We start from the raw sequence: 23,387 nt of genomic DNA, 5'->3' as shown, positions 1-23,387 counted from the left end.
GATCAATGGGCCAAACCACCACCAGTATGCTGCGTGCTGTCGCTCTTGTCGGCCACGGCGCTGCCGGCAAGACGACGCTAGCCGAAAGCCTGCTCGCTGCCGCTGGCGCGATCAGCAGCCGCGGCAGCGTCGAGAAAGGCAACACCGTTTGTGATTTTGACCCCCAGGAAAAGGAATTCGGCCACTCGCTGAATGCGGCGCTGGCGGGTTTTTCGTGGCGGGACGTGTATGTGCATCTGATCGATACGCCAGGCTTCCCGGACTTTGCCGGGCAGGCAATCAGCGCCCTGGCCGCCGTCGACACGGCGTTGGTGGTGATCAATGCGCAAAACGGTATCGAGCTATCGACTGAAAAGATGATGCAGCTGGCAGCCGCTCGTGGCGTCTGCCGGATGATCGTCATCAACAAGATCGACGCCGACAATGTCGACCTGCCGGCGCTGCTTGGCGAGATTCGCGAGCGCTTCGGGCGTGAGTGCATGTTGCTCGACCTACCGGTCAAACAGGGCGCAGAAGTCGTCGAATTGCTCGGCCACGATAGCGGCGAGAGCGATTTCGAATCGGTGGCTGCAGCGCATCGCGCCTTGATCGATCAAATCGTTGAGGAAGACGAGGACCTGCTCGCCCGCTATCTGGACGAAGGCATCGATCCGAGCCCCGACGAATTGCACCTGCCTTTCGAGAAAGCGCTGCGTTCGGGCCACCTGGTTCCGATCCTCTTTGTTTCGGCGAAAACTGGCGCCGGCATCCCGCAGCTGCTCGACGCTCTGGCGCAACTGGCACCCAGTCCGGCCGAGGGCAATCCGCCACCGTTCTATCGCGGCGAGCTGGGCGGGCCGACGGAAGCTTTCCAGGCCGAACCGGACCCGGAAAAGCACGTTCTGGCGCATGTCTTCAAGATCGTCAGCGACCCTTTCATTGGCAAAGTCGGCGTTTTCCGTGTTCATCAGGGCACCATTCGCAAGGATTCGCAGCTCTTTGTCGGCGATGGCAAGCGTCCGTTCAAGGTCGGACACATCTATCGCCTGCAGGGCAAGGAGTACCTCGAAGCCGAATCACTGCTGCCTGGCGACCTCGGCGCAGTGGCCAAGGTCGATGAAATCGAGTTCGACTGCGTACTGCATGATTCGCATGACGAAGACCATATCCACCTCAAACCGCTCGAGTTCCCGCAGCCGATGCAGGGCCTGGCGGTGACCGCCGTACGCAAGGCCGACGAGCAGCGCCTGTTCGAGATCCTGCGCAAGCTCGAGATCGAAGACCCCTGCTTCAAGATCGAACGCCAGGCGACGACCAACGAAACGGTGATTCGCGGCATCGGCGAAATGCACTTGCGCGCCAAGCTGACGCGGCTGGCGCAGCAGTACAAACTGGACCTCGACACCGCACCGCCGCGGATCGCCTATCGTGAAGCGATTACCGCTGCCGCCGAAGGGCACTGCCGGCACAAGAAGCAGAGTGGCGGTGCCGGTCAGTTTGGCGAAGTGGCGCTGCGCGTCGAACCCCTCGAGCGCGGCGCAGGTTTCGAGTTTGTCGATGTCGTCAAGGGGGGTGTCATTCCGGGTGTCTTCATGGCTTCGGTCGAGAAAGGCGTCCGCCAGGCACTGGCCGACGGCGTCGTCGCCGGTTTCGAGGTGCAGGACCTGCGGGTCACCGTCCATGACGGCAAGTCGCACCCGGTCGACGGCAAGGACATCGCATTCCAGACCGCCGGTCGCAAAGCAACGATCGAAGCGATTCGCGCCGCCAAGCCGATCGTTCTCGAGCCGGTGGTCGAGATTGAAATTCTCGCACCTGAGGCGATGACCGGCGATCTCACCGGCGACCTTTCCAGCAAGCGCGGCCACCTCACCGGCACGCAGCCGCGTGGGCCGGGAGTGATGGCCATCACCGGGCAGGTGCCGCTGGCCGAACTGGACGCTTACCAGTCGCGCCTGAAATCGCTGACTGCCGGGCAAGGCTCGTACAGCATCAGCTTCTCGCATTACGCGCAGGTGCCGCCGGCCACGCAGCAGGAACTCGTCGCGCAGCACAAGGTGGACGACGAGGAGTAGTGGTCGGCGACGAGCGAGGAGGAGCCAGGCCGTCGTGATGAAGGCGGTCAAGCTCGCCGACTGGTTTCTCCGCCTGGCACGCCGGCTGCTGTATCTCTGGGTACGAACCTCGGTTTTCCCGGCGAAGATGCAGGAATTGCCGCTCGATCCGATGAAGCCGGTCTGCTACGTCCTGCAGGACCGCCACTTTTCGAACCTGCTGGTGCTCTTCGAAGAGTCTCGGCGCGCTGGCTTGCCACGCGCCGAGGCGTCGCTCGACAGCGGCGGACAGCGGCAGCCGCGCTCATTCTTTTTCCTCAATCGTGACCGCCGTCTTGCCGTCAGCGAGCGCGACGCGCCCCGGCACTCGGCGCTCCTCGCCAATTTGATAGGCACGACAATCGCCGACCCGCAGTTCGACGTGCAGTTACTGCCGGTGGTCATCCTCTGGGGGCGCTCTCCCGGCAAGCAGGACTCGATCATCAAGGCTCTTTTCTCCGAGACCTGGCGCCCGCCAGGCGCGTGGCGACAGCTGCTGGCAATCGTGCTGCACGGTCGCCAGGTTCTGGTGCGCTACAACCCGCCGATCTCGCTGCGCGATCTGGTGCAAGGCGGGCTCGACGAGGAGCAGGCGCGACGCAAGCTGTCACGGGTCTTGCGTGTCCATTTTCGTCGTCAGCGCGAGATGGCCATCGGACCCGATCTGTCGCATCGCAACACGCAGGTGGATGCCGTGCTCGCTGGCGAGCGCGTGCGTGCGGCGATCACCCGCGAAGCCGCAACGCACGCGCTCTCGCCGGAGGAAGCGAGAGCGCGTGCCGCCAGCTTCGCTCGCGAGATTGCCTCCGACTACTCGCACGGCGCTATTCGGGCCCTCGAGCTGTTTCTGAGCTGGTTGTGGAAGCGGCTCTACGACGGCATCGAGACGCATAATTTCGCTGCCCTGACGCGCATCGCACCAGGGCAGGAAATCATCTACGTTCCCTGTCACCGCAGCCATATCGACTACCTGCTGCTGTCCTACCTGATCCGCCGCAACGGCCTGACGCCGCCGCATATCGCTGCTGGTGCCAACCTCAATCTGCCGATCGTCGGTTCCCTGCTGCGCCGCTGCGGTGCCTTCTTCCTGCGCCGTAGTTTCAAGGGTGAGCCACTGTATGCGGCTGTGTTCGATGAGTACCTGCACCTGATGCTTGCCCGTGGCTTCCCGCTGGAATACTTCATCGAGGGTGGGCGGAGTCGGAGTGGACGGATGTTGATGCCCAAGGCCGGCATTCTCGGCATGAGCGTGCATAGTTTCATTCGTGAGCACAGCCGGCCGCTGCTCTTCGTGCCGGTGTATGTCGGCTACGAAAAACTGCTCGAAGGGCACAGCTATGTTCGTGAACTGGCTGGCAAAGCCAAGCAGCGTGAATCGCTATGGGGCCTTCTGAAAAGCATGCGCACCATCAAGCGGGAATTTGGCAAGGTCCATGTCAGCCTGGGCGAACCGCTGGCCCTGGCCAACTTTCTCGACGCGCAGCACGCCGGCTGGCGCGACCAGGCTGGCGACTGCCCTTCGCCATGGTCGCGCGCGGCCAGCCGCCACGCGGCCGCCGAACTTGCCAGGCGCATCAACGCGGCGGCAGTGCTCAATCCAGTGAATTTGATCGCCCTGACGCTCTTGGCGACACCCAGGCGCAGCGCCGATGAACTGGCCCTGCAGCGGATGATCGCGCATTACCAGGCTTTGTTCAGCGAAGCCAGCTATGCCCCGACCAGCATCGCCTGCAAGCTCGACGCCAACGAGGTGGTGGCCTACGCCGAGCGACTGGCGGTCGTCGAACGTTTTGCCGATCCCCTCGGAGATCTGATTCGGGTGTCTGACAAGCAGGCGCCATTGCTTGCCTACTTTCGTAACAACGTCCTGCATCTGTTCGCTCTGCCGGCGGTGATCGCCTGCCTGCTGAGCCACAACCGCCGTCTCGACGGTGCGCGCGTGGCACAGGCGGTGAGTGGCATTTACGCCCTGCTTCGCGCTGAGCTTTTCCTGCGCTGGTCGCCCGCCGAATTGCCGGCGGCCAGCGAGGCCGTGATACGGGTGTTGATTGGTCGCGGTCTTCTGCTGCGCAGCGAAGTATCGGGCAGCCTGGCGGCGCCGGAGCCCATCAGTCAGGAATTTGCCGAACTGCACCTGCTCGGCGAAAGCATCCGGCCGATGCTGGAACGGCATTTCCTGACGCTGGCCTTGCTCGAGCAGCAGGGCAGTGGTCGGCTGACGCGCCAGGCGCTGGAGGAGAGCTGCCATCGCCTGGGGCAGCGGCTAACGCTGCTTTACGTGGTCAATTCGCCAGAGTTCGCGGAAAAGGTCAGCTTCTCGGCATTCATCGCCGCGTTGATCGAAGCCGAGTTCCTCTGCGAGGACGAGGGTGGCTTCATGCACTTTGACCACCGTCTGATGACGCCGCTGGCCGATGCCGAGTTGCTGCTCTCGGCCGAGGCCAGCCAGACGATCCGGCGCATGGCGGGCGCCGGCGTTACCGAAGCTGGTGCCGAGTCTCTCTCAGTGGCCTCGTGAGCGAAGCCTCGCCAAGAACCGACTCAGGCCTGCGAGCTGCCCGTGCGCACGGCTTTTTCGAGACGCTTCTTTTCGGCAAAGACTTTCTTTGCGTAGCCGGTTGCCGGGTCCGTCGGTGCGCCACCATAGTGCTGCAGGCCGCCAGTCAGGCTGCCACGCCAGCGGATCGCCTCGTCCAGGACATGGACGCCGACCTGGATGTTGGTGACCGGGTCCAGGAAGGGTTCCTCGCCCGCGTCGTCCGGCAGCTTGTCCTTGTGGAATTGAGGCATTACCTGCATCAGGCCCTGGGCACCAACCGCGCTTTCGGCGAAGGGGTTGAAGCGCGATTCGATACCGATAATGGCGATGATCAGCAGCGGATCGAGGCGGACCTCGCGGCCGATACTTTGCGCGGTCTCGAAGATCGGCACCAGCGCCTCGGGGGCCACACGGTAGCGGCGCGAAACATAGTCGAGGGCGTGCTTCAGCGACGGCCGCAGCTCTTCGGGAGCGGGTTCGACGGCTTTCGCCTGCAACTCTGGCGGTGGAGCGGCTGCAACGACGGCTGATGCCTCTGCTGCGGCGACAAGCGATGCCTCTTCCTGGGCCATCAAGGATGGTTCAAGGACCGCTGCAGGAAAATTATCGCTGCCGGTGCTGCTGCCGAAAGCTGCTTTGAAGCTACCCAGGGCCAGCATCAGACCAACGATGATCAGGCCGTGTTGAATGAAACTCAAGGTGGCGTCGCTACGACGCGGCCTTTTGCTCTTGAGCGAAATAGTGGCGGACATGCTCTCTCCTTCACTGTAGTCGTCGCGCCAGTACTACTACCCGACGGTGACAACTAAAGATGGGTGCAAAGCCTCGAACTTGGGGGAAACAGGTACCCTGAGGCCGGGTCTCGCTGCAGGGTGGTGCGCTGCAGCAAAGGGGCGGAAAGCAGGCTGGGCCGCTGAAAGTGCCCTGTGACGTCACAGCCGTGGGCTGTAACTTGCCTGCTTCGAATCAACTCGAGGCGGACTCTATTGAGTTTCGGGGCTGTGGTCAAGCCGCCGCGCCGGAGCCTCTGCGGCAAGTGCCGCCGGCCGCCAGCCGACAGGCAGTGGGCCGGCCACCCGGAAAGACCAACTCTGCTATCCCGAAAGCCTTGCACCTAGGGCGATTCGCCGCTGTCTCTGGGCGACGATTGCGGTATTGATTCTGGCCGTCTGGCCCTGTGCGAAAGTGTTGCAAAAAAACAACGGGGTGCGGATTTTGCGGCGGCGCAGCATGAGGCGCCGCCGTGCTGCAGGCGCTCCTCAGCAGCGTTCAACAAGCTCGAGGGTCGATATAATGCCGACAACTCCCGTTAACCAGAGCGACTGCCAAGCTCTACTGCCTACATCAATGGATATCGCACTACTCTTCTTTCTGATTCTGCTCAACGGTATTCTGGCGATGTCGGAAATTGCCGTCGTGTCTTCACGTCAGTCACGCTTGCAAAAGCTCGCCGATGACGGCCAGCCTGGCGCTCGCTCGGCACTGGCGCTGAATCATGAGCCGTCGATCTTTCTGTCGACCGTTCAGGTCGGCATTACCACGGTCGGCATCCTCAGCGGCGCTATCGGCGATGCGACCCTGGCGGCGCCGCTCGGCGACTGGCTGACGACGATCCCGTCGCTGGCGCCTTACGCCCGGCCCATCTCGCTGACGCTGGTCGTCTGCGGCGTAACCTACTTTGCGGTCGTCGTCGGCGAACTGGTCCCCAAGCGTCTTGGTCTGCTCGCGCCGGAGCGCATCGCGTCACTGATCGCGCCGCCGATGAATCTGCTTTCGCTGTTGGCTCGCCCGCTGGTGTGGCTGCTTTCGTCGTCGTCCAGTCTGCTCTTGCGCCTGCTCGGTGCGCGCCAGTCGCTGGACTCTTCGGTCAGCGACGATGAAATCAAGATCCTGATGGGTCAGGGTGCCCGGGCGGGCGTCTTCCACGCCAGCGAACAGGAGATTGTTGCCAATGTCCTGCGCCTCGACCAGCAGCGCGTCGGCGAGATCATGACCCACCGCAAAGATCTCTATCTGATTGATCTGAACGATGGCGAAGTGGAAATCCGCGACCGCCTCGCCGCCAGCCCCTTCAAACGCGTGCTTGTCTGTCGCGACGGCCTCGATAACCTCGTCGGCGTCCTGCGCACCAGCGATTTGCTGAAAGGCGCGCTCTCCGGTGCGCCACTGGCCATCGAGGACATCATTCGGCCGCCGCTGTACGTGCCGGCGAGCGTGAACACGACGCAGTTGCTGGAAACCTTCCGTCGGGCACGGCAGCAGTGCGCGCTGATGGTCGACGAATACGGCGAACTGCAGGGTCTGGTGACTCTTACCGACGTGCTGACATCCATTGTCGGCGACCTGCCGGCCCTGGACTCTCCCGAGGAGCAGGATATCGTCGTGCGCGAAGACGGCTCGTGGCTGGTCGACGGGCTTGTCACCCTCGAGCGACTGCGCGGCGTTCTCGACATCGCCAGCGAACTGCCGGGGGAGGACGAGAACGCCTTCCACACGCTCGGCGGTTTCATCATGTACGTCCTCGGTCACATTCCCGAGGCCGCCGAGCATTTCGAGTTCGCCGAGCTGCGCTTCGAGGTCGTCGACATGGATCACAATCGAGTCGACAAGGTATTGATTGCACGCACGATTCCCGTCGAATAAGGGTTGTTGGCCGGAGCCTGTCCGGCTTCCCTGGTGGGCAGCGATCAGGCGGCGTAGCGCGTCGGATCAGGCACCGCGGCGGCGGCAAAACCGGCTTGCCGCAGCCGACACGAATCGCAGATCGCGCAGGCGCGACCTGCCGAATCCGCCTGGTAGCAGGAAACGGTGAGCGCGTAGTCGACGCCGAGTTCGGCGCCGAGCTGGATGATCTGCGCCTTGCCGAGGTTGATCAGCGGCGCGTGCAGGTGCAGCCCGGTGCCTTCGACGGCAGCCTTGGTTGCCAGCCGGGCCATGCTCTCGAAAGCTGCGATGTATTCCGGGCGGCAATCAGGATAGCCCGAGTAATCGACGGCATTGACGCCGACGAAAATGTCGGAGCTCTCCAGCACCTCGGCCCAGGCCAGCGCCAGCGAGAGCATGATGGTGTTGCGCGCCGGGACGTAGGTCACCGGTATCCCCGGCTGAACGCCGTCGACCGGGATGTCGATCGCCATGTCGGTCAGCGCCGAGCCGCCGAAGATATCCAGAGACAGGCTGACGACGCGGTGTTCGGCGGCCCCGAGTGCCGCAGCAACTGCTGCCGCCGCGTGCAGTTCGGCACGATGACGCTGGCCGTAGTCGACCGACAGGCAATGGCATTCGAAACCGGCAGCCCGGGCGATGGCCAAGGTCGTTGCCGAATCGAGCCCGCCGGAGAGAAGAACGACGGCACGCTGGCCGTTTGAGTCAGGTGGCGTATGCATGGGGGCGAAAATATACCGCTTTCCGGCGTGGATGGTGTGTCTTTCGCGCGTGGCAGCGCGAAATATGGGGAGGGTGAAGTTCGCAATGCATCGCTTTGCTTGGCGAAGGGCTCGCGGTGCTGCTCACGATCACAATTTCGCTGGCCCTTCGGGCAGTTTAAACACATCCTTGATTTCACCGAGGCTTTCCGGAATGCGTTTGGCAATCGCAGCACTCGCCTGCTGATTGGCCTGAACAACGATTTGTGTGAGCTCCTGCATTTGCCTGACTGCGGTCGCGAATGCCTTATTCGCCAGTTCGCTCTCGGTGGCGACCAGCTGTTGCGGCGAGCCGGACTGCGAGAGTTTGCCGATCGCGTCGCTCAACTCGAGCATCGTCTCCTGCAGCAGCTTTGCCTGCCACGCGCCGACCGCTTTCATGCCTTCCAGCGCGACTTGATTGGCGGCGTTGAGCGCTTCCAGGTTGTCGCGCTGGCTGGCTACCAGGGCGTCCATGTTGACGCCGGGCACTTTCAGGCCGGCCATGATATTGAGCAATTGTTCGCTGCTCGTGGTCACGTCCATGCTGGCGACTGCCTTGCTCCAGTCGCTGAGTTGTTGAGAAAGGTCTGCCATGTTTCTGTCCTCCGCTCGATCTGCGATTAATGTGAAAGTCGCGAATGCGACTCACGAACCTCCCTTCTCCACCTGCGGGAGAAGGGCCGGGGGAAGAGGGGGGACGGTCATGACTTTCATCATTCGGGGTATCTCGACTGACATGATCGTTAGCCACTACCTCTACCTGTGAGTAGCCGTGATTCATTCTGCGCCTAGCCGCACGGCTTTTGCTTTCTGGCGGCGCCCGCTGCAGCGCATCGTTTCACTCCGGCGGCACTTCCAGTAAGGGCTGCCCACCGACAAGACTGTTGATCATCTGCGCGACGGCCTTGATCTGTTTGCCATCCCGGGTGTGGTAGCCGGCGTGGGTGTAATTCTGCCCCCACCAGTCCCAGCAGCCGCGCGGATTGACCGGGCCCAGGCTGCGCGCCTGAATCTGCGGATAGAGAACAAGCATGTCGTTGGCTTTGGCCCATTCGTTGTAGCCGGCGTACTTGGCGAACAGGTTGCCCGTATGGCCTGGCCGATAGTCGCTTGTACCCCCTTGCTTGCAGCCGTGGAAGGCAATGTGCAGCTTGCACTGGCGACCATCTTTGCAGGCCTCGGGAATGAATACATAGCCTTCTCTGGCCATCGAGGCATTCTGCAGCGCGGTATACGGAATGTTCGAAAACTTGCCGAAAACCTTGCGTTGGTCGAAGGCGCGCAGCTCGCTCTCCTGCACCTGCATACGTCCCTTGCTCAGCGCCTGCGCGCCGTAGATACGTTCGAGAATGGCGCCGGCGAGATCGACGTCTTGCAGATCCTTGCAGACCGCAAGTTTGTCGGGCGGCGGACACGCTGCAGTGGCTTCCTCGCCGGCCGCGGGGGCGTCCGGACAAGTGCAGTGGTTTTTTTCCAGGTGCTGCTTGGCCACCGCCTGGCAGTCGTCGATGTAGGCGTTGCGCTCCGCCGCAGGAGGTGGCGCCGGCGGCAGGGCACAGTCGCCAACTACGCTGCCGGCGGGCTTGCCAAAGCTGTCGCGGACCATCGTGTGGCGAGCCGGGAAAGTGCTGCTGAAGTCGATGTTGCCTTGCCGCACGCCGCCCTTGTCGGGATCGGCATAGAAGCGGAAAACAGTGGCCATCACCTCGTTCGGGACGATCTCGTCGTAGCTGCCGCTGAACAGATAGATCTTGTCGTCGCGCAGGTTGGCGAGCGCACTGATCTTGCCGGCGTTCTCCTGCTTGCGCGCCTCGGCGAAAGACGCAGCTGCCGCGCGTTCGATCTCACTTCTGTTTTTTGGCGCCAGGTCGGTCTGGCCGCACAGTTTGGGGTCCAGTTTGGAGGCCAGGCATTCGAGCGTCGCGAACCGACTGCAACGCGTGAGCGCGTCGACAATGTTGCCACGAGCGCAGTAGTAGGGTCCGCCAGCGACGATGCCGGCACCCATGATGTGCTGCGAGTGCGCCAGGTGGAACTGGTGCGCCATGAAGCCGCCCGAGGAAATCCCCGACACGGAAATCTGCGCCGGATCGAGCTTGACGCCGGCAGCCACTTCTTCCAGCGCCGGTGCTGCGCTTAGTGAAAGGGAAAACGCCCAAGCGCACAGCCCGGCAGTGGCCGGGAAGCCGCGCCAACTGTGTGTGTTCGCCTTTTTCTCCGACATGGTTTCTTCTCCCTGTTTTTGAATGGTCGCTCAAGCGCTCGTCTGGTGGTGCCGACTACGTGGCGAGAAGTGCCGAAAGCTCGCGCTCCAGTAGCTCGGGGTCGCCGGCGTTCAGTTCGACCAGACGCCGCAGGTGGGTGACGCTATCGACATCGATGCCCTGGCAGGCGAGCCCTATCCGGTGGCCTTTGCGGTGCACGACGGTGGTCTGCATGCAAATTTTCGTGCCGCCGTCGTCGAGGGTGATGCGGAGTTCGGCGGCTGCTCCGGGCCCAAGCTCGGCGTGCGCGGGCAGCTGTGGCAGTTGGACCAGTGCACCGCGCAGGGAAAGGTCGAGGACCAAGAGCAAGACTTCGGAGCGCTGCTCAGGAAGCAGTAACTGGGCCGGTGAAGCGAAGGCAATGCGCGCATAGTGACGCCGTTGCTCGGTCATGGCTGCTCTTTCGCAAGGGTTTACTTGCCTCGCAGCTTACCCCAAAGAATCTTGTGCAGCTGCAACTGGAAGCGCACTGGCAGGCGGTCGGCGACCAACCAGTCGGCCAGCGTTGCCGCTGGCAACTCGTTGTCCACCGGTGAAAAAAGCAGCGGACAGAGGGCTGCAAGCTGCCGTTCCTCGATCATTTGACGTGCCCATTCGTAGTCGGAGCGGTCTTTGAGGACGAATTTGAGCTCGTCGTTGGCGGTCAGCAGGGCCAGGTTCTGCCAACGATTCCGATCGCTCTCGCCGGAGCCGGGGGCTTTGATGTCGACGACGCGTGCCACGCGCGCGTCGACCTGGCCAATATCGAGGGCGCCCGAGGTTTCCAGAGAAACGGCGTGGCCGGCGTCACAGAGAGCGCTGAGCAGTGGCAAGCAAGCCGGCTGGGCGAGCGGTTCGCCGCCGGTCACGCAGACCCGGCCGACGTCGCGAGCGGCGACGGTGACTGCGGCGAGAATCTCGGGCAGCGACATCGTCTGACCGCCGGCAAAGGCGTAGGCCGTGTCGCACCACACACAACGCAGGGGACAGCCGGTCAGGCGGACAAAGACCGTCGGCAAGCCAACCCGCGAACTTTCACCCTGCAGGGACAGGAAAATCTCGCTGATCTTGAGCGTCAGCACTTTGCGCGTGGCGGCCAAGCGCCTATTTTTTCAGGCGTTGCCTGGCGGCTTTCGCCGCCGAGCTGTCCGGATACTTGGCCAGCAGCGCGTCCAGGGTATTCTTGGCACTCTTGCTGTCGCCGAGCTCCTGCTGGCAGGTGGCGACGTTGAGCAGTGCATCGGGGGCCTTGGCGTGCGCCGGCCATTTGCTGCCGACGAGGCGCTGTGCTTCGAGCGCCCGACGGCAATCACGCATGGCGTAATGGGCGTTGCCGAGCCAGTAGTAAGCGTTCGGGGTCAGCGTGCTGTCCGGATGCGCCCTGGCGAACGTTTCGAAGGCCGCCGCCGCCTCTTTGAGCTTGTTCGCGCGAAACAGATTCAGCGCTGCCTCGTACTCGCGCGTTTCGGTGGCCGGGTCGCTGGCGACTTTCCGAGGAGCTTCGCTTGCCGGACTGCTGTCGTCTGCCGGTTTGACGGCCGCGCCGGCCGCAGTCGCCGACGCTGCTGACGCCGAAGGTGTCTCGAGTTTGCGCAGGCGAGTGTCGAGGTCGATGTAGAAGTCTTTTTGCCGCTTCGTGGCCGCATCGAGCTCGTAGTTGAGCGTCTCGACCTGGCCGCGCAGGCGGGCGTTTTCGTCGCGCAGCGCCTGAATTTGATTGGCCAGCTCCATTTGACCTTTTGCAACCGTGTCCAGGCGCTCGTTCGACTTGAGCTGCAGATCGCTGACCTGGCGCCTCGCCTCATCGTCGTCAAAGAGACCGGCGTGCGCCTGTTGCGCGCCGAGGGCGGCGAGCAACAGGGCGATCGAAATGACGCGTGTTCTGGTCGGCAAGCGACCGCTGCAGGGTCCCGGCATCCTAGAACTCACCGTTATAGAGCATGTCGGCACGGCGGTTCTGCGCCCAAGCGGCATCGTTCTGGCCTTCATTTTTTGGCTTCTCCTCGCCCAGGCTAACCGCCTCGAGCTGCTCTTCCTGAGCGCCGAGCAAGGCCAGCATTCTCTTCACCGCGTCAGCGCGCTTCTGACCGAGCGCCAGGTTGTATTCGCGGCTGCCGCGCTGGTCGGTGTTGCCCTGGATGAGTATCCTGAACTGCCGGTTCTGGGTGAGGAACTTGGCGTGCGAAGCGACCAGATCCCGGTATTCAGCTTTCACTTCGAAGTTGTCGTAATCGAAATAGACGCTGCGCTTGGAAAGAATATTGTTTGGGTCGGTGAGCTCGGGGGGCAAGCGCTGGCTGTCGACACCGCCTGTGGTGACGGTGGCCACTCCCGGTCCGCGCGACTCAACCGGCGCACCGCCGCCGGCTTTGTCGGCGTCGGGTGTCGAGCTGCAGGCCGCCAGCAGAAGCGCTATAGCAGCCGGGATGACGAGTTGTTTCATGAATCTATCTCCTGCACAAAATGGCAATTAAAGCGGCAAATAAAGCGGCAAATTACTTGTTGAATGGACCCCAGGCCGGCTCACGAACATCGCCCGCCGAAATGGAGAGACGCTGTTTGATGCGGCCATCGGTAGATACTGCAGACAGCACTCCACGACCACCAGACTCGGTGGCAATCAGAATCATCCGGCCGTTCGGCGCAAAAGTCGGTGATTCATCTTTGTATGAGTCGGTCAGAACCTGCACCTGCCTGCTTGCCAGGTCCATCACGCTCAAACGAAAGCCTCCATCACGCCGGCTGATGAAGGCCATCGACTTGCCATCTGGCGAAAGGCGAGGGCTGACATTGTAACTACCTTCGAAGCTTACCCTCTCCACGTCGCCACCGCCGATCCCGACCCGGTAGATCTGAGGGCTGCCGCCACGGTCGGAGGTGAAATAGACGAATTGTCCATCCGGGGAAAAGTAGGGTTCGGTATTGATTGCGCTGCTACTCGTCAGGCGTTGTGCACCGGTGCCGTCGGCATTGACGAGAAAGATCTGCGAACCACCTTCCTTGCTGAGCACCACGGCTACACGGCGGCCGTCTGGCGACCATGCCGGCGCCGAGTTCGAGCCCTTGAAATTGGCCACCACGACGCGCTTGCCGGAAGCCAGCGAGTGAGCATACACCACCGGTTTCTTGTTTTCGAAGGAGACGTAAGCCAGGCGGTCGCCATCCGGCGACCAGGAGGGCGAAATAATCGGTTCTTTCGAGATCAGCGCCACTTGCGAGTTTTGTCCGTCAGCGTCGGCAATGTGCAACTCGTAGCGCGTGGCATTGACCCGGACCACATAGGCAATTCGCGTCGAGAAAACGCCCGGTTCGCCGGTCAGCTTTTCGTAGATCACGTCTGCGATGCGGTGTCCGGCAGCGCGCAGCATCGCTTTTGAGGTCACGAAAGCAGATCCGCCGAGGACTGTCTCCCGGCTGACGTCGTAAAGCCGGAAGCGTGCTTCCTGGCGCCCATCAGGACTCAAGCCGATGCTGCCGGCGGCGAGCGCGTCGGCACCCCGACTTTTCCAGTCCGCGAAATTTGGCGGGGTGGTCTCCGTGATAGCCTCGCCGCTGGTGTCGATCATCTTGAACAGGCCGCTACGTTCCAGGTCGCCACGGATGACCGAAGTCAGAATCCGGGAAGCGGCCGGATCACCGCCAAATTCCGCGATGGCCACGGGAATGCGGTTGGCCCCAGCGCCAGTAATCTCGATGGTCAATTGGGCATGTGCCGAAGCCTGCAGCAGAGCAAGCGCACAGATGGCAAGCAGGCCGATACGACGGAGTTGGCAGAGTATTCTTGACATGGCATGATCCAATACAGAATGCGCGATTATATCGCCTTTGCATTCCTGGTATTTGTAACAAAAAATTATGGCGTCGAGTGTCGCTTGCCAGGTGGCGGGAACAGCCGCCAGCTATCGGTTTCGGCAGCGCCATTGAGCGACCACCCGGAGACCTTTGCGGCGAGACCGATGGCGGTCGCTAGCTGTCGTCGCGTGGACGATAGGGGATCTTTATTTCGCGATCGAAAAGCTCCGGGTTAGGTGGCTTTGGCAAGGGTGACGATCTACGGATCGCGCGCTCGACGGCGGCGTCGAGGGCCGCATTGCCGCTAGAGCGGCGGATCTTGACGTCGAGAATGTCGCCGCTTGGCAGTTGGGTGACCTCGAACACCGCTTCGGGATTTCCCTGGATGCCTGGCGGTAGTGCGATGTTGCCGCGAATCTTGCCACGTACCTTGTCCATGTACTCGGCCAAGCCGCGTGCTGCCTCCTCGGCTTGTAACTGCTTGCGCTGACGATCCAGGGCGTCGGCGCGGGCGCGCTGGTCCTGAGCGGCTTTCTCGGCCGCCTTCTGCTTCGCTTCCTGCGCTGCTTTCTGCTTTTCTATCTGCACTTTCTCGCGTGCCAGCTCGTCTTCAAAACTTGGGCGGCGCTCCGCTTGTGGCTTGGGCTCTTCCTTCTTGGGCGTTTCCTTGGGCCTGGGTTCTTCCTTCTTCGCTGTTTCTTTCGCTTTCGGCTCTTCCTTCTTCGGCGCTTCCTTTGGCTTCGGCACTTCTTTCTTCGGCGGCTCCTTGACTTCTTCCTTTCTGGGCGCTTCCTTGGGTTTCTTCTCGTCTTTCAGCGCAATGTCCGGCTTGAGCTTCGGCTCTGGCTTCGGCTCTGGCTTCGGCTCTGGCTTCGGCTCTGGCTTTGGTTCTGGCTTCGGTGCCGGCTTCGGTGCCGGCTTGGGCTCGGGCTTCGGTTCAGGCTTGGGCTCGGGCTTCGGTTCCGGCGCCGGTTTCGGCTTTGCAGGCGGTAGTGGTGTCGGCTTTACCTCGGGCTTTGGCTCCGCTTTGGCTTCAGGTGCTGCTGCGGCCTTGATCGGCTGAGCTGGCGCTGGCGCGCTGCGCCAGACCTCGACTTCGACCGACTTCGGGGCTTTGCTCTTCCATTGCACGCCGAAGAACAAGGCGCCGATGAGCAGCAAATGGACGAGCGCAGCCAGCGCCAGCGAGGGCCATTTGGTCGGTTCGGCGGCGAGCGGGGGCGTTTGCAGGTCGACAGAGTTCACTGGCCCGAACTCACTTGCCGGACAGTTGGACGAGCAGGCCGATGCGTTTGACCTCGTTGCGCTGCAACTCGTCCATTACCTTGAGCACTGCTTCATACTTGACACTGCGGTCGCCAACGATGACCACCGCCAGTTCCGGGTTGCTAGCCTGTGCGGCGCGAATCTCCGCGGGCAGTTGGCTGCTTTTCACGGGAGTTTCGCTGCCCCCCGGCGCCAACAGGGTCAGGGACCCGTCGGCGCGGACATTCACTTGCAGCGCGTCGGCTGGGGGCTGTGCCGCTTTGGCGACCGACGGTACGTCGATGCTGGCGGTGGTCATCATCGGTGCGGTGACCATGAAGATCACCAGCAGCACCAGCATGACGTCGATATAGGGGACGACGTTGATCTCGTTTTTCAGGCGGCGCGGACGCATGGTTTTACCTCACTTGCCGCTGCAGAATGTTCGAGAACTCCTCCATGAACGACTCGAAGCGCGACGACAGGCGGTCGATCTCGTGCGCGAAGCGGTTGTAGGCGACCACTGCCGGAATGGCCGCGAAGAGGCCGATGGCCGTTGCCACCAGCGCTTCGGCAATCCCCGGGGCAACCGCCGAGAGCGTCGCCTGGCCGACGTTGGCGAGGCCGCGGAAGGAATGCATGATTCCCCAGACGGTTCCGAACAGGCCGACGTAGGGACTCACCGAGCCGACCGAAGCGAGAAAGGCAAGATGCGAGTCGATGCTGTCCATCTCGCGCTGATAGGTGGCGCGCATGGCACGGCGCGAGCCGTCGATGACATCCTTGGCGTCGAGGTGTTTCTGGCTGCGCAGTTTGGTGAACTCGCGAAATCCGGCTTCGAAGATACGTTCCATGCTGCCGGTGCTGTGGCGGTCGTTGATGGCGCTCTGGTAAAGGCTGTTGAGATCGCCGCCGCTCCAGAAGTCGCGCTCGAACTGCTCGCTTTGCGATCGTGCCGCTCTAACCGTGAACCACTTGCGGAAAATGTAGTACCAGGACATGAACGAAACACCGGCCAGCAACAGCATGACCGCCTGCACGACGGCGCTGGCGTTGAGGATCAAGTGCAGGATCGAGAGGTCTTGCGAGACGTTCATTGCAGTGCTTCCAGTTGGGACCGCAGAAATGCGGGAATCGAAGTTGGCTTCATCTGTGCCGCGGTTACACAAACGAGGTGCACGGTCGCGCTGAGCAGTTCACCCGAGCCGCCTGCCAGGCTCTCGTCGGCGCGCCGGATGGTCTGGCGAAAGAAGATCTGCGCGCGGCTGATTTTCTCGACTTCGAGATCGACCAGCAGCTGATCGTCCAGGCGTGCCGGCTTCAGGAAGTCGACCTGGACACTGCGTACGACGAAGGCAATTCCCGGGTCATGCAGCAGCTCGGCCTGCTGATGGCCGATTGCGCGCAGCCATTCGCTACGGCAGCGTTCGAGGAACTTGAGATAGTTGGCGTAATAGACGACCCCGCCAGCGTCGGTGTCTTCGTAATAGATCCGAACGGGAATCGAAAAAGTGCTGAGCTTGAGTGGAGATTTCATCGTAGGATCAGATTCTAATGCAGCTTTCTTCGTGTAGAAAGTAAGCTTTTGTGACCGCGCCTGTGCGCTCGCCGTTCAGGTGTTTCGCCAGAGCTCGACCTGCGCCTCGCCGAGCAGGTTTTCCAGGCCCAGGTGCCGGTAAACGGCCGCCGTCGCCACGCGACCGCGCGGCGTGCGCTGCAGGAAGCCTTGTTGAATCAGGTAGGGTTCGAGGACATCCTCGATGGTGTCGCGTGCCTCGCCAATGGCCGCAGCGAGGTTGTCGACACCGACCGGGCCGCCGCCGAACTTGTCGATTATCGCTGACAAAAGCTTGCGGTCCATGACGTCGAGGCCGCCGTGGTCGACGTCGAGCATCAGCAGCGCCGCGTCGGCGACCTCGCTGGTGATCCGGCCGGAGGCCTTGACTTCGGCGAAGTCGCGCACCCGTCGCAGCAGCCGGTTGGCAACCCGCGGCGTGCCACGCGAACGGCGTGCGATCTCCAGCGCGCCGCCGCCATCGGTTGGCACCTTGAGCAACTGCGACGAGCGGGTGACGATCTGTGTCAGCTCCTCGGGGGTGTAGAACTCGAGCCTGGAGACGATACCGAAGCGGTCGCGCAGCGGGTTGGTGAGCATACCGGCGCGGGTGGTCGCGCCAACCAGCGTGAACGGCGGCAGATCAAGTTTGACCGAGCGCGCTGCCGGACCCTCGCCGATCATGATGTCGATCTGGAAGTCTTCCAGTGCCGGATAGAGGATCTCTTCGACGACCGGTGACAGGCGATGGATCTCATCGATAAACAGCACGTCGTGGGCATCGAGATTGGTCAGGATCGCCGCCAGATCGCCGGCCCTTTCGAGTACCGGTCCCGAAGTCGAGCGCAGGTTGACGCCCATCTCGGCCGCGATGATGTGCGCCAGTGTCGTTTTCCCCAGCCCCGGCGGGCCGAAGAGGAGAACATGGTCGAGCGTGTCGCGGCGTCGTTTGGCGGCCTCGATGAAGATTGCCAGTTGCTCGCGAATCTTTGCCTGACCGACGTAATCGGCCAGCCGTCGCGGCCGCAGCGCGCGCTCAATGGCTTCTTCCTGCGTCGATTTCGACTCGCCCGAAATCAGCCGCTCGATCGGCACGGTGCCGATATCGTCGCTTTCGATCATGGCTGCTTCCCGGCTTCGACCGCCAGCTCGGCAGCCGACCGAGGACCAGCGTGCATCAGCAGCAGCGCAACAGCGGCGATCTGGATCAGTTGCTGGTGGCCAGGGTTCATGGATTCACGCGCGGTTCAGACTTTTGACAGCAACTTGAGCGCCTGCCGAATGCCGTCGGAAGTCGTGATTTCGGCTGGCAACTGCCTCATTGCGGCGCCTCCTTCGCGCTCATTGTAACCCAGCGCCAACAGCGCATTGAGAATGTCACTGCGGCTGTCGGCGACGGCCACGGTGCTTGTCGGCAGCGCCTCGGCGAGCTTGCCCTTGAGTTCGAGCAACAGGCGTTCGGCAGTCTTGGTGCCGATTCCCGGCACCTTGGTCAGTCTGCCGACTTCCTGACGGGCAACGACCTGCGCCAGGTCGCCGACCGACAGGCCTGACAGCACCGACAGCGCCATGCGTGCGCCGACGCCGGTGATCTTGAGCAGCTGACGAAATGCGAAGCGCTCGCCTTCGCTGGCGAAGCCGTAGAGAAAATGCCCATCCTCGCGGACCACGAAATGGGTCAGCAGGCTGAGCTTCTCGCCGTTGTCGGGCAGGTTGTAGAAAGTGCTCATCGGGACATCGAGTTCATAGCCGACGCCATGCACATCGACCACCACCTGCGGCGGATTTTTTTCCAGCAGGATGCCACTAATACGGCTGATCATCGTTTGCTCTCCTTGGCGACCAGCCAGCGGCCATTGCGAACGTGCAGGCCGCGGCTGCCTAATTGCCCGATGCCCTGGCCACCGTGCGCATGCGCAATCGCGCAGGCCAGGGCATCGGCGGCATCCGGGCTCGGTTCGGCCGACAGGGACAACAGGCGCTGCACCATGTGTTGCACCTGCACCTTGTCGGCGTGACCGTTGCCGACCACTGCCTGTTTAACCTGCAGGGCGGTGTACTCGGCGACTTCGAGGCCACTGACGACCAGCGCGGTGATCGCCGCGCCACGCGCCTGGCCGAGGCGCAGCGTCGATTGTGGATTGATATTGACGAAGACAATTTCGACGGCTGCCTGGTCGGGTTGGTGGCGGGCGACCAGCGTCAGCAGTTCGGCGTGTATCGTCCCCAGGCGGCTGGGCAGAGGGGTGCTGGCATCGGTCTTGATGCAGCCGCTGGCCAGATAGGCCAGCCGGTTGCCGTTTTTTTCGATCAGCCCGAAACCGGTGATGCGCAAGCCCGGGTCGATTCCGAGAATGCGCAATGGGCGTGCTCTGCCATCCTGAGCGCAGTCCCTCATCGCGGTGTGGCGCGGGCCAGATAAACGCCGCTGACCGCCAGCACCATGCCGGCGACCGCCAGGCCGCTCAGCGTTTCGTCGAAGAGCAGCCAGGCGATGAGCGCCGTGCTTGGCGGCGTCAGGTAGAACAGAGTGGCGACATTGACCGCGCTGCCGCTGCGGATCAGCACATTGAGCAGGCTGATCGCTCCGACCGAGAGCACCAGAACCAGCCACAGGAGGGCGAAGACAAACTGCGGCGTCCACTCGATGGCCATGCTCTCGGTCGCCGAGGCGACCAGCGCGGTGATGATCGCCGTCGGCAGGAACTGGATCACCGATCCGGTACGCAGATCAAATCTCGGGCAGAAGCGCTTCTGATACAGGGTGCCGAGAGTAATGCCGAGCAGCGCGGCAATGGCCGGAACGAGCATTGCTGCCAACGCTACGTCGCCAAGCTTGTTGGCGACGACCAGGCTCACCCCGGCGAAGCCCAGTGCCAGGCCCAGCCATTGCCGCGGCGAGACGCGTTCGCCGAGCAGGAAGCCGGCTCCGCAGGCGGTCAGCAGCGGCTGCATGCCGACCACCAGTGCAGTTACCCCCGCCGGCAAACCGTGCTTGATGGCCATGAACACGCCGCCCAGATAGACGCAGTGCACCAGCACGCCGGAAACGGCGATATGGAAGAACTGACGCGGATTGGCGGGCCACGGCGCGCGCGTCAGCAGCACAAAGGGAAGCATCAGCGTCAGCACCAGCAGGTAACGAGTGAGCAGGAAGGTCAAGGGCTCGGCGTAGGGCAGGCCGAACTTGGCGCCAATGAAGCCTGTGCTCCACAGAAAGACAAACAGAAAGGGCAGCAGCGACGGCGGAAGGGACATTCAATGGGCTCCGTGGCAGGGGCAAGAGTCTAGCAAGCATCGCGCCTGCAAGACGGCACGCGGCGCAATCATCGCCAGCGCGCGCCTTAGCTGCGCCGCACTGTTTGTTGATGGCCCAGGGCGCGCGCGATGTCCTCGGCGATGGCCTTGATCGGCTTCGCCCAGTCGGGGTTGTGCCGATCGCTGGGCGCCGAAACGGAAAGGCCGGCGACCAGCTGATCTTCGTCGTCGCGGATCGGTGCGGCGATACAGCGCAGGCCGATCTCCGCCTCTTCATTGTCAAAAGCCACTTCATGGCGGCGAATTTTGTCGAGTTCTTTTTCGAGCGCGTCGAGGCGCGTCAGCGAATGTGGCGTCTTGCCCGGCAGACCGGTACGACGGGCATAGGCGCGCACAGCCGCGGTGCTGTCGGCAGCGAGAAACAGCTTGCCCACCGAAGTCAGGTGCAAGGGTGCCCGACCACCCACCAGATAGACGACACGCACCAGCGAGCGGCCGCTCGAAGTCCGTTCGACGTAGATGATCTCGTCGTCGTGGCGAATGCCGAGATTGACGGCTTCGCCAATGCTCTCATGCAGTTGCTGCATGTATGGCAGGGCGACCTGGCGGATGTTGATCCGCGACTTGACCAGGTTGCCGAGTTCGAGCAGCCGGATGCCGAGCGTGTAGCTGCCGTTTTCGTGGCGCTCGACGACCGCGGCGCTGGTCATCGCCGCCAGAATCCGGTGCGTCGTTGACGGGTGCAGGCCGCTGTTCTTCGCCAGCACCTTGAGACTCACCGGGTCGGGGAGATCGGCCAGCACATCGAGCAGCGACATCATGCGCTCGATGACCTGAATCGAAGTCTTTTCTGCCTGCTGTTCCGCCATTTCCTTCCTGTCGATCCTTTCGGCAGCGTCCGCAAGCGTCGCAAGTTTCTGCAAGCTTTTGTTTTCGCCTGCGGGAGACTACTATTGCTCGTTCTGCCACTCGCCCACCCTACCTTGTGCGGCGCAATATCTTACCATCATGCGCGTTGCCCTGTTCGTAAGCTGTTTGGTCGATCTGATGCGCCCGAGCGTCGGCTTCGCGACCATCCGGCTGCTCGAGGCCGCCGGCTGTGAGGTCGAAGTTCCGGCCAGCCAGACCTGCTGCGGCCAGCCCGCGTACAGCAGCGGCGACCAGCTGGCGGCGGTCGCGCTGGCCAGGAAGACGATTGCCGAGTTCGAAGCCTTTGCCTACCTGGTCGTTCCCAGCGGTTCTTGTGCCGACCAGATCCGGAATGCTTACCCGACGCTGTTTGCCGACGACCCGCCCTGGCGCAGCCGCGCCGAACGCCTGGCCGGACGCTGCTACGAACTCAGCGATTTTCTGGTCAGCGTCCTGAACGTCGATGCCGTGCCCGGCGAGTTTGCCGGCAGCGTCACTTACCATGATTCATGCAGCGCTCTGCGTGGCCTCGGCATCCGCGCGCAAGCACGCGCGCTGCTGGCGCGCGTGCCCGGCCTGACGCTCAAGGAAATGCCGGCTGCCGAGGAGTGTTGTGGCTTTGGCGGTGCTTTCTCGCTCAAGTTTGGCGATATTTCGGCGGCCATCGCCGAGAAGAAGTGCGTGAACCTGCGCCTGGCGGACGCCGACGCCGTTGTTGGCGGCGACCTCGGCTGCCTGCTCAATATAGAAGGCAAGCTGCGGCGCATGGGTGACCGGCGCACGCGCGTGCTGCACATCGCCGAGGTGCTCGCCGGAGTCTACGAGTCCGCCGTCGCCGGCCCTGTCGCAAATAGCGCCGACAGCGCCGACAACGCCGACAGAGACCCTGGCTGATGCGGCAACAGTCAATGTTCTTCAAGGCGCGCGTCGGCACGATGCTCGCCGACGTTCGCCTGCAGGCCAATCTGCGCAAGGCCAAAGGCAAATTCGTCGACACGCGTGCGCAAGCGGTGCGCGATTATGACCAGGAGCGGGCCAGCGAAGGTCAGGGCGACGCGGCTTTCGAAGCCTTGCGCGACGCTGGCGAAGCGATCCGCCAACGCGTCGTCGGCAAGCTTGACGCCTGGCTCGAAGTCTTTGAAGAGAAGGCCACGGCACGCGGCGCGACCGTTCTCTGGGCGCGCGACGGCCAGGAAATCTGTGATTTGGTGCTCGACATCGCGCGGCAGCACGGCGTGCGCAAGGTGATCAAGTCGAAGTCGATGCTTTCCGAAGAGGCTGACCTCAACCAGGCACTCGAAGCTGCCGGTATCCAGCCGGTCGAAACCGACCTCGGCGAATACATCCTGCAGATTGCCGGCAACGAACCGCCGTCGCACATCATCGCGCCGGTGATGCACAAGAACGTGGACCAAGTCGCCGACCTCTTTGCCAGGACGCACGGCACGCCGCGCAAGACCGACATTCCGGCACTGACCCGGGAAGCGCGCGAAGTGCTGCGTGAGCATTTCGTCAGCGCCGAGATGGGCATTTCCGGCGCCAACTTCCTGATCGCCGAGACCGGCAGTGCCGCGCTGGTGACCAACGAAGGCAACGGGCGGATGGTGACGACGCTGCCAAAAGTGCATGTGGTGATCACCGGTATCGAAAAAATCGTCCCGACACTGGACGATTTCGCGACCCTGATGCGCCTCTTGCCGCGCTCGGCCACCGGCCAGGTGATCTCCAACTACGTCTCGCTGCTCACCGGCAACAAGCGCAGCAGTCCTGCCGGTGAGGATGCCAATGATGGCGATGGTCCCGAGACGATGGTCTTCATCCTGGTCGACAACGGTCGCGTCGGCCTGCTCGGCACCGAGTTCCAGTCGATGCTGAGTTGCATTCGTTGCGGCGCCTGCCTGAATCATTGCCCGGTCTATCAGACGGTTGGCGGGCACGCCTACGGCTGGGTCTACCCGGGGCCGATGGGTTCGGTCCTGACGCCGCTCTTCGGCGGCATTGACAAAGCGCTCGACCTGCCGCAGGCCTCGACACTTTGCCAGCAGTGCAGCGTCGTCTGCCCTGTCCGGATTCCTCTGCCGGGACTGTTGCGCCAGCTGCGCCAGCGGCAGACGCGCGCCGGCCTGCGCCCGCGCAGCGAACGCCTCGGCCTGCGACTTTGGGCCTGGCTGGCGGCGCGCCCGGCGCTTTATGCGCTGAGCGCCCGCATCGCCGTCCGCTATCTGAACTGGCTCGCCGCTGGCCGCGAGCACATCGAAGTGCTGCCTATCGCGCCGAGCTGGAGCGCTGCTCGCGACCTGCCGGCACCGCAGGGCAGGACGTTTCACGAACTGTATCGCCAGCAGCGGCGCGGCAAGTGAAGCATGC

At 62.8% G+C, this 23,387-nt stretch carries 22 protein-coding genes and 1 pseudogene; 5 read left to right on the top strand and 18 right to left on the bottom strand.

All coding sequences use genetic code 11. The features are described from left to right. Positions 1-5: 5 nt before the first annotated feature. Together fusA and plsB are read left to right on the top strand one after the other, a co-directional pair. A complete protein-coding gene (gene fusA, locus QZ648_RS21090) occupies positions 6-2,054 on the top strand; it encodes an elongation factor G (protein WP_291998208.1) in 2,049 nt (682 codons plus the stop codon). A 37-nt stretch (positions 2,055-2,091) separates the two neighbouring features. Further along, on the top strand, positions 2,092-4,590 hold the full coding sequence (plsB, locus tag QZ648_RS21085; protein ID WP_169066630.1) for a glycerol-3-phosphate 1-O-acyltransferase PlsB: 2,499 nt from the start codon (positions 2,092-2,094) through the stop codon (positions 4,588-4,590). Between the two features lie 23 nt (positions 4,591-4,613). Here the strand turns inward: plsB and QZ648_RS21080 are convergent, their stop codons facing one another. After that, positions 4,614-5,363, bottom strand: coding sequence for a transglycosylase SLT domain-containing protein (locus QZ648_RS21080; protein WP_291998207.1), 750 nt, complete (start codon positions 5,361-5,363; stop codon positions 4,614-4,616). A gap of 595 nt (positions 5,364-5,958) precedes the next feature. On the opposite strand from QZ648_RS21080, the gene QZ648_RS21075 reads away from it, so the two are divergent. Continuing rightward, a complete protein-coding gene (locus tag QZ648_RS21075) occupies positions 5,959-7,254 on the top strand; it encodes a hemolysin family protein (protein ID WP_291998206.1) in 1,296 nt (431 codons plus the stop codon). Between the two features lie 44 nt (positions 7,255-7,298). Here the strand turns inward: QZ648_RS21075 and queC are convergent, their stop codons facing one another. The 17 genes from queC to QZ648_RS20990 all read right to left on the bottom strand — a co-directional run bounded on the left by queC (position 7,299) and on the right by QZ648_RS20990 (position 20,980). Then, positions 7,299-7,997 carry a 7-cyano-7-deazaguanine synthase QueC gene (queC, locus tag QZ648_RS21070; RefSeq protein WP_169066628.1) on the bottom strand — a complete coding sequence of 233 codons (699 nt, stop codon included), beginning with the start codon at positions 7,995-7,997 and terminating at the stop codon, positions 7,299-7,301. Between the two features lie 129 nt (positions 7,998-8,126). Next, entirely contained in the window at positions 8,127-8,612 is a 486-nt protein-coding gene (locus QZ648_RS21065; RefSeq protein ID WP_291998205.1) for a phasin family protein, read from the bottom strand. 244 nt (positions 8,613-8,856) lie between these two features. Continuing rightward, entirely contained in the window at positions 8,857-10,242 is a 1,386-nt protein-coding gene (locus QZ648_RS21060) for a hypothetical protein (RefSeq protein WP_291998204.1), read from the bottom strand. A 55-nt stretch (positions 10,243-10,297) separates the two neighbouring features. After that, positions 10,298-10,675 carry a PilZ domain-containing protein gene (locus tag QZ648_RS21055; RefSeq protein WP_291998203.1) on the bottom strand — a complete coding sequence of 126 codons (378 nt, stop codon included), beginning with the start codon at positions 10,673-10,675 and terminating at the stop codon, positions 10,298-10,300. A gap of 20 nt (positions 10,676-10,695) precedes the next feature. Then, complete coding sequence (queE, locus tag QZ648_RS21050) at positions 10,696-11,361, bottom strand: 7-carboxy-7-deazaguanine synthase QueE (protein ID WP_291998202.1); 666 nt, start codon at positions 11,359-11,361, stop codon at positions 10,696-10,698. Positions 11,362-11,365: 4 nt separating this feature from the next. Beyond that, the gene (gene ybgF, locus QZ648_RS21045) at positions 11,366-12,154 is read right to left on the bottom strand and encodes a tol-pal system protein YbgF (RefSeq protein WP_291998201.1); all 789 of its coding nucleotides are present in this window, start codon (positions 12,152-12,154) and stop codon (positions 11,366-11,368) included. Between the two features lie 25 nt (positions 12,155-12,179). After that, positions 12,180-12,704 (bottom strand): peptidoglycan-associated lipoprotein Pal, encoded by a 525-nt coding sequence (pal, locus tag QZ648_RS21040; protein ID WP_291998200.1) that lies wholly within the window; start codon positions 12,702-12,704, stop codon positions 12,180-12,182. A 52-nt stretch (positions 12,705-12,756) separates the two neighbouring features. Then, the gene (gene tolB / locus QZ648_RS21035; protein ID WP_169066622.1) at positions 12,757-14,049 is read right to left on the bottom strand and encodes a Tol-Pal system beta propeller repeat protein TolB; all 1,293 of its coding nucleotides are present in this window, start codon (positions 14,047-14,049) and stop codon (positions 12,757-12,759) included. 178 nt (positions 14,050-14,227) lie between these two features. Continuing rightward, on the bottom strand, positions 14,228-15,298 hold the full coding sequence (gene tolA, locus QZ648_RS21030; protein WP_291998199.1) for a cell envelope integrity protein TolA: 1,071 nt from the start codon (positions 15,296-15,298) through the stop codon (positions 14,228-14,230). 10 nt (positions 15,299-15,308) lie between these two features. Continuing rightward, positions 15,309-15,713, bottom strand: a complete 405-nt coding sequence (gene tolR / locus QZ648_RS21025) for a protein TolR (protein ID WP_169066621.1) — start codon at positions 15,711-15,713, stop codon at positions 15,309-15,311. A 4-nt stretch (positions 15,714-15,717) separates the two neighbouring features. After that, complete coding sequence (gene tolQ / locus QZ648_RS21020; RefSeq protein WP_169066620.1) at positions 15,718-16,395, bottom strand: protein TolQ; 678 nt, start codon at positions 16,393-16,395, stop codon at positions 15,718-15,720. After that, positions 16,392-16,835 (bottom strand): tol-pal system-associated acyl-CoA thioesterase, encoded by a 444-nt coding sequence (gene ybgC / locus QZ648_RS21015; RefSeq protein WP_291998198.1) that lies wholly within the window; start codon positions 16,833-16,835, stop codon positions 16,392-16,394. The genes tolQ and ybgC overlap by 4 nt, the downstream gene beginning before the upstream one ends. A 75-nt stretch (positions 16,836-16,910) precedes the next feature. After that, entirely contained in the window at positions 16,911-17,975 is a 1,065-nt protein-coding gene (gene ruvB / locus QZ648_RS21010; protein ID WP_169066618.1) for a Holliday junction branch migration DNA helicase RuvB, read from the bottom strand. Positions 17,976-18,100: 125 nt separating this feature from the next. Then, positions 18,101-18,676 (bottom strand): Holliday junction branch migration protein RuvA, encoded by a 576-nt coding sequence (gene ruvA / locus QZ648_RS21005; RefSeq protein ID WP_169066617.1) that lies wholly within the window; start codon positions 18,674-18,676, stop codon positions 18,101-18,103. Then, the gene (gene ruvC / locus QZ648_RS21000) at positions 18,673-19,251 is read right to left on the bottom strand and encodes a crossover junction endodeoxyribonuclease RuvC (protein WP_291998197.1); all 579 of its coding nucleotides are present in this window, start codon (positions 19,249-19,251) and stop codon (positions 18,673-18,675) included. The genes ruvA and ruvC overlap by 4 nt, the downstream gene beginning before the upstream one ends. Then, complete coding sequence (locus QZ648_RS20995) at positions 19,248-20,111, bottom strand: DMT family transporter (RefSeq protein ID WP_169066616.1); 864 nt, start codon at positions 20,109-20,111, stop codon at positions 19,248-19,250. Before QZ648_RS20995 ends, ruvC begins: the two co-directional genes overlap by 4 nt. An 86-nt stretch (positions 20,112-20,197) precedes the next feature. Continuing rightward, entirely contained in the window at positions 20,198-20,980 is a 783-nt protein-coding gene (locus tag QZ648_RS20990) for an IclR family transcriptional regulator (RefSeq protein ID WP_169066615.1), read from the bottom strand. 139 nt (positions 20,981-21,119) lie between these two features. Here QZ648_RS20990 and QZ648_RS20985 point away from each other — a divergent pair. Together QZ648_RS20985 and QZ648_RS20980 are read left to right on the top strand one after the other, a co-directional pair. Beyond that, positions 21,120-21,836 (top strand): annotated as a pseudogene (locus QZ648_RS20985) ((Fe-S)-binding protein); the annotation flags it as partial. 77 nt (positions 21,837-21,913) lie between these two features. Then, a complete protein-coding gene (locus tag QZ648_RS20980) occupies positions 21,914-23,380 on the top strand; it encodes a LutB/LldF family L-lactate oxidation iron-sulfur protein (protein ID WP_291998196.1) in 1,467 nt (488 codons plus the stop codon). Positions 23,381-23,387: the final 7 nt, after the last annotated feature.

Source organism: Candidatus Accumulibacter sp. ACC012 (assembly GCF_907163155.1).
Classification (GTDB): domain Bacteria; phylum Pseudomonadota; class Gammaproteobacteria; order Burkholderiales; family Rhodocyclaceae; genus Accumulibacter; species Accumulibacter delftensis.
This window is presented reverse-complemented; position numbering and strand designations above follow the sequence as displayed.

Excerpts from the sequence above, each read along its gene's own strand:
- ruvB (WP_169066618.1), bottom strand. The coding sequence starts at position 17,975 with ATGATCGAAAGCGACGATATCGGCACCGTGCCGATCGAGCGGCTGATT.
- QZ648_RS21075 (WP_291998206.1), top strand. The coding sequence starts at position 5,959 with ATGGATATCGCACTACTCTTCTTTCTGATTCTGCTCAACGGTATTCTG.
- QZ648_RS21065 (WP_291998205.1), bottom strand. The coding sequence starts at position 8,612 with ATGGCAGACCTTTCTCAACAACTCAGCGACTGGAGCAAGGCAGTCGCC.
- QZ648_RS20990 (WP_169066615.1), bottom strand. The coding sequence starts at position 20,980 with ATGGCGGAACAGCAGGCAGAAAAGACTTCGATTCAGGTCATCGAGCGC.
- QZ648_RS20980 (WP_291998196.1), top strand. The coding sequence starts at position 21,914 with ATGCGGCAACAGTCAATGTTCTTCAAGGCGCGCGTCGGCACGATGCTC.
- plsB (WP_169066630.1), top strand. The coding sequence starts at position 2,092 with ATGAAGGCGGTCAAGCTCGCCGACTGGTTTCTCCGCCTGGCACGCCGG.
- pal (WP_291998200.1), bottom strand. The coding sequence starts at position 12,704 with ATGAAACAACTCGTCATCCCGGCTGCTATAGCGCTTCTGCTGGCGGCC.
- QZ648_RS21080 (WP_291998207.1), bottom strand. The coding sequence starts at position 5,363 with ATGTCCGCCACTATTTCGCTCAAGAGCAAAAGGCCGCGTCGTAGCGAC.
- queC (WP_169066628.1), bottom strand. The coding sequence starts at position 7,997 with ATGCATACGCCACCTGACTCAAACGGCCAGCGTGCCGTCGTTCTTCTC.
- fusA (WP_291998208.1), top strand. The coding sequence starts at position 6 with ATGGGCCAAACCACCACCAGTATGCTGCGTGCTGTCGCTCTTGTCGGC.
- ruvA (WP_169066617.1), bottom strand. The coding sequence starts at position 18,676 with ATGATCAGCCGTATTAGTGGCATCCTGCTGGAAAAAAATCCGCCGCAG.
- QZ648_RS20995 (WP_169066616.1), bottom strand. The coding sequence starts at position 20,111 with ATGTCCCTTCCGCCGTCGCTGCTGCCCTTTCTGTTTGTCTTTCTGTGG.
- ybgC (WP_291998198.1), bottom strand. The coding sequence starts at position 16,835 with ATGAAATCTCCACTCAAGCTCAGCACTTTTTCGATTCCCGTTCGGATC.
- tolR (WP_169066621.1), bottom strand. The coding sequence starts at position 15,713 with ATGCGTCCGCGCCGCCTGAAAAACGAGATCAACGTCGTCCCCTATATC.
- tolQ (WP_169066620.1), bottom strand. The coding sequence starts at position 16,395 with ATGAACGTCTCGCAAGACCTCTCGATCCTGCACTTGATCCTCAACGCC.
- QZ648_RS21055 (WP_291998203.1), bottom strand. The coding sequence starts at position 10,675 with ATGACCGAGCAACGGCGTCACTATGCGCGCATTGCCTTCGCTTCACCG.
- QZ648_RS21060 (WP_291998204.1), bottom strand. The coding sequence starts at position 10,242 with ATGTCGGAGAAAAAGGCGAACACACACAGTTGGCGCGGCTTCCCGGCC.
- tolB (WP_169066622.1), bottom strand. The coding sequence starts at position 14,049 with ATGTCAAGAATACTCTGCCAACTCCGTCGTATCGGCCTGCTTGCCATC.
- ruvC (WP_291998197.1), bottom strand. The coding sequence starts at position 19,251 with ATGAGGGACTGCGCTCAGGATGGCAGAGCACGCCCATTGCGCATTCTC.